Source organism: Methanofollis sp., assembly GCF_028702905.1.
Taxonomy (GTDB): Archaea; Halobacteriota; Methanomicrobia; order Methanomicrobiales; family Methanofollaceae; genus Methanofollis.
Genome location: NZ_JAQVNX010000009.1, coordinates 1 through 13270, shown reverse-complemented (window position 1 = coordinate 13270; position 13270 = coordinate 1). Strand labels below are relative to the sequence as shown.

The following is a 13270-nucleotide window of genomic DNA, read 5'->3' as shown; positions in this document are numbered from 1 at the left end:
GGGTGGAACCTCTCCCGGCAGATAGCCTCCCGAATATTACCTGAAATAAACTCCGACGTCCTTCAACTTGTTGAAACGTGCGATGTTGATGACGAGAGGCGTGATGGCCTCGACGTACGGTGAGGCGGCGAGGGGGCCGGCGTCCACAGCCTTGAGTTCTGAGATCGAGTTGACAAGCGCCATCACCTGTGCCTTGGCATCGGCGTGGTCGGAGCAGACACAGACCGAGTAGTCAAGGGGTTCGGAGAGTTTCTGCCACTTGCCGGCCGGGATGTTGTTGAAGGCCGCGACCACCTTCGAGTTGGGCAGGAGTTTCTGGAGTTTCAGGGCCGCTGAGCCCTCCTCGGGTGGGTTGTACTTGAAAAAGTCGGTCCTGATCATTGGGTTCATCAGGCTGATGATGATCTTGCCGTCGAGGCCTTTGAGGGACTCGAGGGTCCTCTCCAGGTTCTCTGCCGGGATCGAGAAGACGACGATCTCGGCTTCGTCGACCGCGCCCTGGTTGGTCGTCGGGATGAGATCAAAGGGCAGGCCGAGGACCTTGAGGGCGTAGCTGCAGAGTTCGCAGGCTGCCTGGGCCTTCTCTTCGAGCCTGGACCCGATATAGACGGTCTGGTTCTGTGAAAGCCTCAGTGCCATGCCCTGTCCGATGCCACCGGTACCCCCGATGATGCCTATTTTCATGGTCTGCCTATCTGCCCTGTACTTTTAATATTTTTTGTAAAGGATAGTGTGCCTGCCCGGAGGCACTCTCCGGGATCGTTTTCTGTCCTGACATGCCGGCAGAGGCATGGACTCGAAACTTTTTTGTCCCCAGAACCCTGTTCAGGCACTATCACGGGGGGTTTAAAACGGCAGAACATGAGGAGCAGCCATCAAAAGTGCGGCAGATTATCAGGGCATATCCGGCAGATCCGAGGTACCTTCTTGCGGCACTGCAGGATATCCAGGCGCACGAGAGGTACCTATCTGTTGAATCGATGCGGGAGGTCGCCGACTATCTTGGCGCCCCTGAAAGCCGGGTGTACAGTGTCGCCACATTTTACCAGGCCCTGAGCCTTGTCCCGCAGGGAAAGAAGATCATCAAGGTCTGCAATGGGACGGCGTGCCATCTTCGCGGTGCGCCAGGGATCCTCCAGGCCCTGGAGGGAGCGCTGGGGATCAAGAACGGTGAAACCACAGAGGACGGTCTATTCACCATCCAGACCGTCAACTGCGTCGGGGCCTGTGCGATGGCACCGGTGGTCGTGGCGAACGAGAAGGTGTACGGGAAGTTCGGGCCCGCCCAGGTGCCTGACATGATCGAAAAGGAGCGTGAAGATGAAGATGATCGGCCGTGAGTCACTGGAGGGATACCGCGCCGCCCTGCCCCCGAAGGGCGGGGGTGCCACCGCATGGGTGCAGATCTGTGCGGGCACCGGCTGTCTTGCCTTCGGCAGCGCCGAGGTGTACCGCGCCTTCGAGGAGGAGGCAGAGAGAAGGGGCCTGAAACTGGGGGTCGAGTTTATGGCCGACTCCACCGGCTGCCACGGCTTCTGCGAGCGTGGCCCCCTGGTGGTCGTCCATCCGGGGAACATCTTCTACCAGCAGGTGAAGGTGAAGGACGTCCCTGAGATCTTCGACAAGACCGTCCAGAAGGGGGAGATCGTGGCACGCCTCCTGTACCGCGATCCTGTGACAAAGGAGCGCTACCAGACCGCCGAGAAGATCCCCTTCTATGCCCACCAGAAGAGGGTCGTCCTGCGGAACACAGGACTGATCAACCCCTTCGAGATCGACGACTATATCAGGGCAGGGGGGTACGCGGGGCTCGGCCGGGCGCTCGCCATGGAGCCTGCGGAGGTCGTGACGGTCGTGAAGGACTCCGGTCTCCGCGGGCGCGGCGGCGGCGGTTTCCCGACAGGCGTGAAATGGGAGTCGGCTGCGACCGTCGAGGCCGACAAAAAATATGTCGTTGCCAATGGCGACGAGGGCGACCCCGGCGCCTTCATGGATAGAAGCCTCATGGAGGGAGACCCTCACAGTGTCATCGAAGGGATGATCATCGGGGGCTATGCAATCGGTGCCGATACCGGCCTTATCTATGTACGGAACGAGTACCCGCTCGCGGTCAGGCACCTCTCCCGGGCCATCGACCAGGCGCGGGAGTATGGCCTCCTCGGGAAAAATGTCCTGGGCGGCGGCTTCGACTTCGACATCGAGATCTTCAGGGGCGGCGGCGCCTTCGTCTGCGGCGAGTCCACGGCCCTGATGACCTCGATCGAGGGGCGGCCCGGTGTGCCGCGGGTGAAATACATCCGCTCCACTGAAAAAGGGCTCTGGGACGTGCCGACTGTCCTCAACAACGTGGAGACCTGGGGGAATGTGCCGCAGATCGTCTTCCATGGCGCCGACTGGTACAGGGCCATGGGCACGCCGAAGAGCGCCGGCACGAAGGTCTTCTCTCTTGTCGGCAAGATCAAGAACAGCGGCCTCGTCGAGGTCCCGATGGGCACGACCCTGCGGACGATCATCTTCGAGATCGGCGGCGGGGTGCTGAATGACCGCGAGTTCAAGGCCGTGCAGACCGGCGGCCCCTCGGGGGGGTGTCTGCCTGAAGAAAGATTGGACCTGGCCGTCGACTTTGACGAACTGGTGAAGGCCGGGTCGATGATGGGTTCTGGCGGTATGATCGTGATGGACGACCACACCTGCATGGTCAATGTCGCCCGGTACTTCATCGACTTCCTGGTGGAGGAGTCGTGCGGTAAATGCACGCCCTGCCGCGAGGGCCTGAAGGTGATGCAGACCCTCTTCCACGGCCTCACCTCGGGCACGGCCCGGCCTGGCGACACCGTCCTCCTGAAGGAGATCGCGGAAAATGTCAGGGACACCGCACTCTGCGGCCTCGGGAAGACGGCGGCAAACCCTGTCATCTCGACGATGCGCTGGTTCCCCGAGGAGTACGAGGAGCACGAGAAGGAGGGCTTCTGCCGTGCAGGCGTCTGCAAAGGCCTCTACGCCCTGGAGATCGATCCTGAGTTCTGCACTGGCTGTACGCTCTGTGCAAAGGTCTGTCCTGTCAATGCGGCAACCGGAGAGAAGAAACAGACCCACCACATCGATATGGCGACATGCATCACCTGCGGCTCGTGCCTGGACGCGTGTCGCTTCAAGGCGATCAAGGTTGTGCGGAGGGGTGAGTGATCATGATTGACGTGACAATCGACGGGCAGAAAATAGAGGTTGAGAAAGGGACGACCGCCCTGGAGGCGGCCCGTGCCCTGGGCATCGAGATCCCGACCCTCTGCTACCATGAAGGCCTGCCGCCTGACGGCAACTGCCGCCTCTGCCAGGTGGAGGTCATCGACCGGGGGAGAAAGAGCCTTGCCATCTCCTGCATGTACCCGATTCAGAGGCCTGTGGAGATCCTCACCGACACCGAGGACGTGAGGGGGGCGAGGAAATTTGTCATCCAGCTCCTTCTTGCCCGTGCGCCAAAGTCGCCCGTCCTCCAGAGGCTGGCCGACCAGTACGGCGCCGAGCCCCTGGACGAGCGTTTTGTCCAGGCAGGGGAGATAGACCTCTGCATCAGGTGCGGCAGGTGCGTGCGTGCCTGCGCCGAACTCGGCCCCGACGCCATCGACTTCGTCTGGCGCGGCTGGGATAAAGAGGTGAACACCCCCTTTGGGGAGCTCTCCAGGACCTGCACGGGCTGCGGCTCGTGTGCCGAGGTCTGTCCGACAGGTGCGATCCTGGTCACCGAGAAGGGAGGGACGCGGACCATCTGGGGCCGCACCTTCGAGCTCGTGGCCTGCGGGATCTGCGACGATCTTTTTGCGACAAAAGAGCAGCTCGAAGCGGCGAAGCCTGAGTTCGAGCAGAAAGACGCCAGGATCCTCTGCCCGCGGTGCCGGAGGATTGTCGAGGCACGCGAGGCCGGCACAGGCCTGGGGACACAGGGGGGGGAGTGATCAGAAGGTGAACGCCCCCTTCCGACGGAAGAGGGGGTGGGAGCTCCCAGGATCTCTGCGATTCTCTTCCATGGGTCGTATCCACGGGCTGTGCGTAGATATCGAATATGCAAAATACTTAAACTAGGATTGCCTACACCCCCCGATCATAGGGGGGAAAAAGATGGAAAAGACTGAGAACCTGCTGCTGATCACCCCGGAGCGGTGTATCGGCTGTGGTACGTGCGAACTGGCATGCTCGATCGGGCATGAGGGCGAGTTCAGACCAGCGGTCTCGCGGATCTCTGTCCACCGGTTCGAGGCCGGTGTGAACGTGCCGATGGCCTGTCTCCAGTGTGACAAACCCGCCTGCGTGGCGGCCTGCACCACCGGGGCCCTGGAAAAGGACACCCTGACCGGGCTTGTCGGCGTCAATGTGGCACGGTGTATCGGATGCCGGATGTGCGTGATGGCCTGCCCCTTCGGCAACATCGCGTACAGCATGGCAGAGAAACAGCCCTTGAAATGTGACCAGTGCGGTGGCAAACCGATGTGCGCTGAGTTCTGCCCGACGAACGCGATCGAGTACCTGCCCGCAGACACGGCGACGATCCGGAGGAAGAAGGCCTTCTCGGCAAAGATCGCCGCGGGCATCGCGGAGGTGGAGATATAATGCACGGATGGATCGGCACGGTGCTCCGCGTCAACCTGACCGAGGGCACCGTCAAAAAGGAGGCCCTGAAGAAGGACGCCGCCGAAAACTACATCGGTGGCCGGGGCCTTGGCGAGAAGTACTTCATGGACGAGGTCGACCCGAAGGTGGACGCCCTCTCCCCGGCGAACAAACTGATCTTTGCGACCGGCCCCCTGACAGGGACGATGGGCATCTCGACAGGGCGCTACGATGTCGTCGCCAAGGGGCCGCTGAACGACACCCTGGCCTCCTCGAATTCGGGCGGGTATTTCGGGGCTGAGGTAAAGTATGCCGGTTACGACCTGATCATCTTTGAGGGCAAGGCGGCAAAACCGGTGTACCTCTGGATCAACAACGATCATGTCGAGATCCGAGACGCCACGGCGCTCTGGGGCAAGACGGTGTACGAGACCGACGACGCCATCAGGGCCGCGACCGATATCGAGGCCGAGGTCGCCTGCATCGGCCCTGCGGGGGAGAAACTGGTAAAGTTCGGCTGCATCATGAACGACAAGAACCGTGCGGCCGGCAGGACCGGTATCGGTGCGGTGATGGGCTCGAAGAATCTCAAGGGGTTCGCCGTCCGCGGCACAGGCGGGATCAGGGTCGCGGACAAGGAGGCGTACCTCGGCGTTGTCAGGGCGGCCAGAAAAAAGATCGCCGAAAACCCGGTGACCTCCGCGGGGCTGCCTACCTACGGATCAAACATTCTGGTCAACATCATCAACCAGACCGGGGCTTTTCCGACGCGGAACTGGCAGGAAGCCTACTCCGAGGAGGCCGACAAGATCTCGGGCGAGACCCTCACCGGGTCGCACCTCCTCCATGGCAAGGGCTGCGGGAGCTGCGTCGTCGGCTGCGGCCGGGTCTCGAAGGCGAGGGGAAAATACAACGAGGTCGGCGAGGGGCCCGAGTACGAGACCGCCTGGGCCTTCGGCGCGGACTGCGGGATCTTCGACATGGACGCCGTGCTGAAGGCGAACTTCCTCTGCAACGAACTCGGGCTGGACACCATCTCGATGGGCTCGACGATCGCGTGCGCGATGGAACTCTACGAGATCGGGGCTGTCGACCAGAAGAAGGTCGGCTATGACCTGCGGTTTGGCAATGCCGATGCGATGGTCGCCCTGACCCGCGCCACCGCCTACAGGGAGGGCTTCGGGAACGACCTTGCCGAGGGCTCTTTCAGGCTGGCCACGAAGTACGGCCATCCCGAACTCTCGATGACTGTCAAGAAGCAGGAGATGCCGGCCTACGACCCGCGTGCCGTGCAGGGCATCGGCCTGGAGTACGCCACCTCGAACCGCGGCGGCTGCCATGTGCGGGGCTACACCATCTCCCCTGAGGTGCTCGGCCTGCCCATGAAGATGGACCCCTCTGTCATCGAAGGGAAGCCCGAGATCCTCAAGATCTTCCAGGACCTCACCGGTGCCCTCTCCGCCTCGGGGACCTGCCTGTTTTCGTCTTTTGCGATCGGCGCCGACGAGATCGCAGCCGAGTTGAAGGCGGCGACAGGTATCGACTACACCACAGAGAAAGTGATGCAGATCGGGGAGAGGATCTGGAATATGGAGAGGATGTTCATCATCAAAAACGGCTATTCGGAGAAGGACGACACCCTGCCGCCAAGGCTCCTCAACGACCCGATCCCGGCCGGGCCGGCCAAGGGGCAGGTCAGCAGGCTTCCCGAGATGCTCCCCAAGTACTACGAGATCCGCGGCTGGGACAAGCACGGGGTACCGAAAAAGGAGAAACTCGCCGAACTCGGGCTGGGTCACCTGGCCTCCTGATCTTTTTCTTTTTTGTCGGGCGACCCCTCTTGATGGGTCTCTCTCAATATTGACCCGGGAAACAGAACAAAAAATTGGCTGTGTTGAAATTCTGTTATGGAGTGCCTGTGCCAGGGGCAAAGCCCCCCCTTCCCCCCACCATTACGACAGAGGCGGGGTTGGCGTACTCCCCCAGGACTCCTGCCCTGTCTTCCCCTGGCCGATTGCAGGTGGGGACGGCCGGAGGGAACTTGAGAAAATCTTTGATTTTCGATGAAACCCCGGTGGACCGTATGGGGAAGGCGGTGGATCCGCACTCACTCTGTTGGACCGGAGTGTATCCCCTGCTGGAGGATGAGGATTTACCATGAAATGATCCAGAAAATCAGTTGTCCGGGTTTGCATGAAGATTTGACTCTCAACGAGCACCCCATGATGGAGATGGAGAGGGCAAAACCCCCTTCAGAACGGTCAGCCCTCTGCCTTCCCCGCCCTATCGCAATCCCGGAGGCCCGGGGGCAGCGCCCCCGGCGCGAGCGTGCGGGAAGGCACGTCGACCAGACGAACTCCTCAGAACAATTTTCATGCGGTATGCCTGAGGCGTGCTTCCGAGTCATGCCCGATTCAACAGAGCCAAAAATTGTGAAGGGAAGAGTGCCCCTCAATCCCTGCCTGAACAGGAGAAGAGTGCCGGCTTTTCCCGGGTACTTCTCTCAGTACCCGGTGATTCCACGGCCGTTCCCTGGACGAGACCTGCCTGGACGAGGACAAGCACCGCGATGGCTCCACCTATGGCAAATATTGTTGTAAAAGCCGTCCCTGCAGGCGCACCACTATGGCCGGCAAGGGCGATGCCGGTGATCAGGGGGCCAAGGGTGCCGCCGACGCTCTGGAGGGTGTGGATGAGGGCCGAGGCCGTCGTCAACTTATCCGGCGGAGCGGCGGCGACGACGACGATATTGTCGACGGTCAGGAGGACAGACATCCCTGCAGAGATGGCAATCCACACCAGGACCAGGACAGGCACCGAGAGGGGAAAGACAATGAGTAAGCCGCACCCGACCGCGATCTCCAGGGCGCCGATGATGAATGCGAACTGAAACCCCTTTTTCTGCACGATCCTGCCTGCAACTGCACCGGAGATCATGTCGGCCACTGTCCCGGGGACCATGATGAGGCCGACAGAGAAGGCGGTGAGGCCGAGTCCTGCCGGGCTCTCGATGATGTAGGGCATCGACTGGAGGAGGAGGAAGAAGAGGAGCATCACGACCATGTCGTTGATGCAGACTGTCCGGACCGGAGATTTGAGGAAGAACCCGGCATTGAAGACGGGGTCGTCGGCCTGCCCTTCCCTGTGCAGGAAGAGGACGAGGGCGCCGAGAGCAAGGGCGAAGAGTGCCGCCACACTCGGTCCGGGGAGTCCGGAGGGGTCCCAGAGGGAGAGAGCGATCATCCCGCCGAGGATGGCAAGAGAGAAGAGGGCCGTGCCTGCAAGGTCGACGCCGCGCCCCCCTCTCACAGGAGAAGGTCTGACGATAATCGCGGCCGCGAGGACGAGGAGCACGGCTACCGGTGCCATCCAATGGTAGCAGGTCTGCCAGCTGTACTGCTCGACGATATAGGCCCCGGCGAGCACACCGGCGAAAGTCCCGGCGCCGTCTGTCGCAGCGACAAGCCCGATCGCGGACGGGACCAGGCGTTCGGGGACCTGTTCGGCGATGAGAGCACAGGCGATGGGGCCGACTGCGAGTCCGGCGCCCTGCAGGGCCCTGCAACAGAGGAGAGAGAGCATGTCCTGTGCAAAGCCGCCGCAGATTGCCCCTGCGGCATAGATCGAGAGGCATATGATAAGGAGGCGCTTTTTTCCGTACCTGTCGCCGAGGACGCCGACGGCCGGGATTGTCATCGCCCCGACGATCATCATGGCCGGGAGGATCCAGGCGGTGAAGACAGAAGATACGCCGAATTCGGATTCAATAACCGGAAATGCGGCGATAAGCATTGCTTCGCCCGCCATGACCACCATGGCGGCGGTACAGAGGAGGGCGAGGAGCATCCATGGATAAGGGGGTGTATTCTTGTTTTTATGGTTAAATAGCATGTTTTGCGGGGTTTTAGTGTTCAACAGTCCCTTTATACTGGGGCCTGAAACCACATAGTGCTTCCCCGCGCCGCCCTATGCCTGCACGTCCCCCCGCACGAGCGGTCTGGAGAGGTGCCTCCGCGCCGTCGGCGGCACCTCGAACCAGCCCGTCTGTATGGCCCGCGGTCTCCTGGAGACCTCCGGTTCCTTTGATCTCGCCCCGCAGGTCCGGCACTTGTAGCCCTTTTCCTTCCCGGCAGACGTCATCCGCGTACTGCAGGCCGGGCAGAGAGGCGGCCTGACCATCATGTCCTCTGCAAGGGCATCGATGTGGATTTTTTCAAGGTTGAGAGTCCCGTTCTTGTAACTCCCGCAGACGAGGAGAGTGTCACCGGGCACAAGTGCCCGCACGATATCCCTGAACCCCTTCGTCGGTTCAAATGCCATGCAGGTGAGGCATCGGTCTCCCTCCTCGAGGACGAGCATGACATGCCCGCCTTCGCCGGTCACCGGCCTTTCCACAACTCTTCCGGGGACGCGGTACGACCTCCCCTCCAGCAGGGACCCGATCCTCCCGGCGACCAGGTGGGCGTCCGTGCCCTGGTTCGTTACCCACACCTGCTCGAGTTCAGGTTCCTCCGCCCTGATAAAGGACCGCGCCCGCGTCACCCATTCCGGGCTCTCGCCGCGGATCCCGAAGAGGACCGGGTCGGGGGTGTGGGGGACGCAGACGACGACATCCTGTGTCCGGTCCACCGAGTCCCAGGTATGCGGCCAGGTCGCCGCCTCGGCCTCAAAGACCGACGCCCTCTCGACGGCCCGCGGCGTCCCCCGGCACTCCGCGCGTCGGTATGCCAGGAGTTCCCATGTCCTGTCGGGAAGGACACTTGCGACCGCCGCGGTCGCCCCGATGAGACCCCGCCCATTTTTCCAGCCACGGTACAGCGCTCCTTCCCTTTCGAGGACGACACGTGCCTCCTCTATGGTGCAGAAGTCCTGCGCCGCCTTCCAGTAGAAGGCCGGGTCGGGTCGGCGCTCTGCCGCAACAAGACCGGGATTGGTGTTTGCGCAGGAGAAGTCCGCGAGCTCCTCGACAAGCCCCGACGCGAGGGAGAATGCCTCGTCCCTGTCGCCTTCGGCCCCGATGCAGACCGCCGCGTTCCCCCGCGTCTTGAAGGGCGCGTTCGGGTTGAGCCTGACCAGCCTTGTCTCGAATACCCTCATTCCGGCCTGATTGAGGGCCCTGATCAGCCGTGCCCCGAGGTAGGTCGTGCACATGCCGGCAGGAGAGTCGGTGTCGTCGATCCCTATGAACATGAAGCGATTATTTATTAGGATGTCGTACTATATCCACCTTTAACGAGTACCTATGTCACAGGAACGTCTCCTCGATATGGTCATCAGCGTCATGCTGACGGCAGGCTATGAGGTCTCCGAGCGGTGCAGCCTCCGCCCTCGCTCTTTCGATCTCATTGCAGGAAAAAGGGGCGTCCTTCTTGTCATCAAAGTCGTCTCCCACATCGATTCTGTGTCTGAGGAGATCTCCTGTGACCTCGACGCCATCGCCCGTCACCTCGGCGCCTCACCCCTCATTATCGGCGAGAGAGCACGGGACGCCGACCTTGAACGCGGCACCGTCTATGTGCGCTACGGCATCTATGCGATCAGCCCGGCAACCCTGTACGACTTCCTGGTGGAGAGCGTGCCACCCCTCATCTATGCCCAGCCCGGCGGGCTGTACGTGAACATCAACGGGGACATGCTCAAGGGACTCAGGGAGAGGAGCCAGCTCTCCCTCGGCGACCTCGCCCGGCACCTCGGCGTCTCCCGCCGGACGATCAGCAAGTACGAGGACGGGATGTCCACGACCCTGGACGTCGCGATCCAGCTTGAGGAACTCTTCGACGAGGCCGTGGTCGAGGCGATCGACCTCCTCTCCTATATCCCGTCTCCCCCGGAGGCCAGGGGCCCGGAGGCCGCACCATTCCCTGCCGACTTCGAGCGGATGGGCATCGAGATCCACCAGATGCGCCGCGCCCCTTTCCAGGCGCTCGCCGTCATCCAGGAAGAGCGGATCCTGACCTGTTTCGGAACGGCGCAGAAGACGGTCAAGCGCGCTGCTCTCATCGGGAACATATCCCAGGTCGCCGGGGCCTATGCGATGTGCGTCATTTCAGACTACACGAAGAAAAAGAGGATCGGAAGGACCCTTGTTATCGGAGAAGAACAACTGCGTACTCTTGAAGACGGTTCTGACCTCATCGAGATGATCCATCAGTAATAAGCTATATATAGAACTACAAACCAACTATTCTAGCGCTACACTATATGGTGATTCACATGTCGCAGCAGATGGGAGGACAACCAATCCTTATTCTTAAAGAGGGAAGTTCCCGCACCCGCGGGAGGGACGCGCAGAGTATCAACATCGCCGCAGCCAAGGCCGTTGCCGGCGCCGTCCGAACAACTCTTGGTCCGAAGGGCATGGATAAGATGCTCGTCGACACTATCGGCGATGTCGTCATCACGAACGATGGCGTGACTATCCTCAAGGAGATGGACATCGAGCACCCGGCCGCCAAGATGATGGTCGAGGTCGCGAAGACCCAGGACGACGAGGTCGGCGACGGTACCACCACCGCAGTCGTCGTGGCCGGCGAACTTCTCAAGCGCGCCGAGGACCTCCTCGAGCAGGACGTCCACCCGACGGTCATTGCCCACGGTTACCGGATGGCAGCCGAGAAGGCGATCGAGATCGTCAGAGAACTTGCCATCGATGTCAAGCCCGGCGACTCCGAGATCCTGATGAAGATCGCGGGAACCGCCATGACGGGCAAGGGTGCAGAGGCCGCAAAGGACAAGCTCTGTGACCTCGTCGTCAGGGCCGTCACCATGGTCGCCGACGAAGACGGCACCATCGACCTCGACTACGTGAAGGTCGAGAAGAAGGTCGGCGGTTCTATCGAGGACTCCAAGATCGTCGAGGGCGTGCTCATTGACAAGGAGCGCGTCCACCCGGCAATGCCGAAGAAGGTCGAAGACGCAAAGATCCTCCTCCTCAACGCCGCGGTCGAGTTCAAGAAGACCGAAGTCGACGCCGAGATCAACATCACGAGCCCTGACCAGCTCCAGATGTTCCTCGACGAGGAAGAGCGGATGATCCGGAACATCGTCGACAAGATCGTCGCCTCCGGTGCGAACGTCCTCTTCTGCCAGAAGGGCATCGACGACATCGCCCAGCACTACCTTGCGAAGGCCGGTGTCTTTGCCGCTCGCCGCGTGAAGAAGTCCGACATGGAGAAGCTCTCCCGTGCAACCGGTGCGAACCTTGTCTCCTCCATCGACGCCATCACTCCCGATGAACTCGGCTTTGCCGGTATCGTCGAGGAGAGGAAGGTCTCTGGCGAAGACATGACCTTCGTCGAGCAGTGCAAGAACCCGAAGGCGGTTTCCATCATCATTAAGGGTGGCACCGAGCACGTCGTCGACGAGCTTGACCGCGCTATGGAGGACGCCCTTCGTGTCGTCGAAGTCGCCCTCAGCGACAAGAAGTTCGTCGCCGGCGGCGGCTCCCCCGAGGTCGAACTCTCCCTGCGGCTCCGCGAGTACGCCGCGACCGTCGGTGGCAGGGCCCAGCTCGCCATCGAGGCCTTTGCAAGCGCTCTTGAGATCATCCCGAGAACCCTTGCCGAGAACGCAGGTCTCGACCCGATTGACATCCTTGTCGAACTGCGTGCGGCCCATGAGAAGGGCCAGAAGACCGCGGGCCTCGATGTCTACTCCGGCAAGGCCGGCGACATGCTCGCCCTTGGCGTTGTCGAACCCCTGCGGGTGAAGACCCAGGCCCTCAACTCGGCCGCAGAGGCTGCCATCATGATCCTCAGGATTGACGACGTCATCGCCTCCTCCAAGTCTGCCGGCCCCTCCCCGGAGGAAATGGCAGCAATGGGCGGCGGCATGGGCGGCATGGGCGGCATGCCCCCGATGTAAACCTGAAAAATACTGCAGATGCCCGATCCCGGGCACCATTTTTTTGGTCCCTTTCCTGATTCCGGATCTTTTCTGAAGACGTCTTGATAGCCTTGGCGCCGTGACCTGCGGGAGAAGAATAGAAAGAACCCGTCCCATGGGAGATGCCCGGGCGGTGCCTGTTGTATGATCTGAAAAACGGGCCTTTTGGAGTCGCTCATGAAACGGAGTATCAAGCGGCTCTTTGAAAATCACCTCCTGTAGTTTTCATGATACATTCTCATGATCGGGTCGATGTATGCCCTTGATTCCATGAGGGCCGGCGTGGATCCCCTGCCTTCCCCGTAATCCCTACCCGATCCTTCCCTCAGGATAGAACCGGGGAAGATCGAGCAGAAATTTCTGAAGAAGAATGCAAGGGGGTCGAAGACTTTTGGGGTGCGAACAGACAGAGTGAGCATGAGAAGGCGACAATCCAGAATTTTCCCGTGAGGCGGGGCTTTTGATATAGAGGTCATTCCAAAACTGATCAGAAATCTTTGTCATGTCGATGAAATTCCTCGCATTTGGTTCAGAAAAATCCTGTTCTGGTGCCTGTTCCGGGGGGTTTCACCCCCGGTCCCCCCACCATTACGATAGGAGGGTAGATGGCAGACCCCTTCACGATCGAATCTACCCTTCCCAGGTTTATTACCCTGAAAATGATCCAGACGTTCAATTCTGGAGTTATGGATGAGAATTTGAACACACAGATTTCTCTCATACCTGATATCCGGAGAACAAAACCGCCCTCAGAACGATCGGGCTCTTTGCCTTCCCGCCC

11 protein-coding genes are annotated in these 13270 nt (G+C 60.9%); 7 read left to right on the top strand and 4 right to left on the bottom strand.

Annotated features, from left to right (window positions below):
- Window positions 1-36: 36 nt before the first annotated feature.
- Window positions 37-684: an NADPH-dependent F420 reductase gene (gene npdG / locus PHP59_RS02220; RefSeq protein ID WP_300162931.1), complete on the bottom strand. Its 648-nt coding sequence runs from the start codon at window positions 682-684 to the stop codon at window positions 37-39.
- 197 nt (window positions 685-881) lie between these two features.
- Here npdG and PHP59_RS02215 point away from each other — a divergent pair, with 197 nt between their 5' ends.
- From PHP59_RS02215 to PHP59_RS02195, 5 genes are all read left to right on the top strand, one after another.
- Entirely contained in the window at window positions 882-1340 is a 459-nt protein-coding gene (locus tag PHP59_RS02215) for an NAD(P)H-dependent oxidoreductase subunit E (protein WP_300162928.1), read from the top strand.
- Window positions 1321-3186 (top strand): NADH-ubiquinone oxidoreductase-F iron-sulfur binding region domain-containing protein, encoded by a 1866-nt coding sequence (locus tag PHP59_RS02210; RefSeq protein ID WP_300162925.1) that lies wholly within the window; start codon window positions 1321-1323, stop codon window positions 3184-3186. Before PHP59_RS02215 ends, PHP59_RS02210 begins: the two co-directional genes overlap by 20 nt.
- Before the next feature lie 2 nt (window positions 3187-3188).
- A complete protein-coding gene (locus PHP59_RS02205) occupies window positions 3189-3953 on the top strand; it encodes a 2Fe-2S iron-sulfur cluster-binding protein (RefSeq protein WP_300162922.1) in 765 nt (254 codons plus the stop codon).
- Window positions 3954-4116: 163 nt separating this feature from the next.
- Window positions 4117-4605, top strand: a complete 489-nt coding sequence (locus tag PHP59_RS02200; protein ID WP_300162919.1) for a 4Fe-4S dicluster domain-containing protein — start codon at window positions 4117-4119, stop codon at window positions 4603-4605.
- Entirely contained in the window at window positions 4605-6416 is a 1812-nt protein-coding gene (locus tag PHP59_RS02195) for an aldehyde ferredoxin oxidoreductase family protein (protein WP_300162916.1), read from the top strand. The genes PHP59_RS02200 and PHP59_RS02195 overlap by 1 nt, the downstream gene beginning before the upstream one ends.
- A gap of 640 nt (window positions 6417-7056) precedes the next feature.
- Here PHP59_RS02195 and PHP59_RS02190 read toward each other — a convergent pair.
- Together PHP59_RS02190 and PHP59_RS02185 are read right to left on the bottom strand one after the other, a co-directional pair.
- Window positions 7057-8451 (bottom strand): MFS transporter, encoded by a 1395-nt coding sequence (locus tag PHP59_RS02190; protein WP_300162913.1) that lies wholly within the window; start codon window positions 8449-8451, stop codon window positions 7057-7059.
- 120 nt (window positions 8452-8571) lie between these two features.
- On the bottom strand, window positions 8572-9795 hold the full coding sequence (locus PHP59_RS02185) for a tRNA(Ile)(2)-agmatinylcytidine synthase (protein WP_300162910.1): 1224 nt from the start codon (window positions 9793-9795) through the stop codon (window positions 8572-8574).
- A 52-nt stretch (window positions 9796-9847) separates the two neighbouring features.
- On the opposite strand from PHP59_RS02185, the gene PHP59_RS02180 reads away from it, so the two are divergent.
- Both PHP59_RS02180 and thsA read left to right on the top strand, forming a co-directional pair.
- Window positions 9848-10759, top strand: coding sequence for a transcriptional regulator (locus PHP59_RS02180; protein WP_300162907.1), 912 nt, complete (start codon window positions 9848-9850; stop codon window positions 10757-10759).
- 59 nt (window positions 10760-10818) lie between these two features.
- Window positions 10819-12468: a thermosome subunit alpha gene (gene thsA / locus PHP59_RS02175; protein WP_300162997.1), complete on the top strand. Its 1650-nt coding sequence runs from the start codon at window positions 10819-10821 to the stop codon at window positions 12466-12468.
- Between the two features lie 230 nt (window positions 12469-12698).
- On the opposite strand, the gene PHP59_RS02170 is transcribed toward thsA, so the two are convergent.
- Window positions 12699-12965 (bottom strand): hypothetical protein, encoded by a 267-nt coding sequence (locus PHP59_RS02170; protein ID WP_300162904.1) that lies wholly within the window; start codon window positions 12963-12965, stop codon window positions 12699-12701.
- Window positions 12966-13270 lie beyond the last annotated feature (305 nt).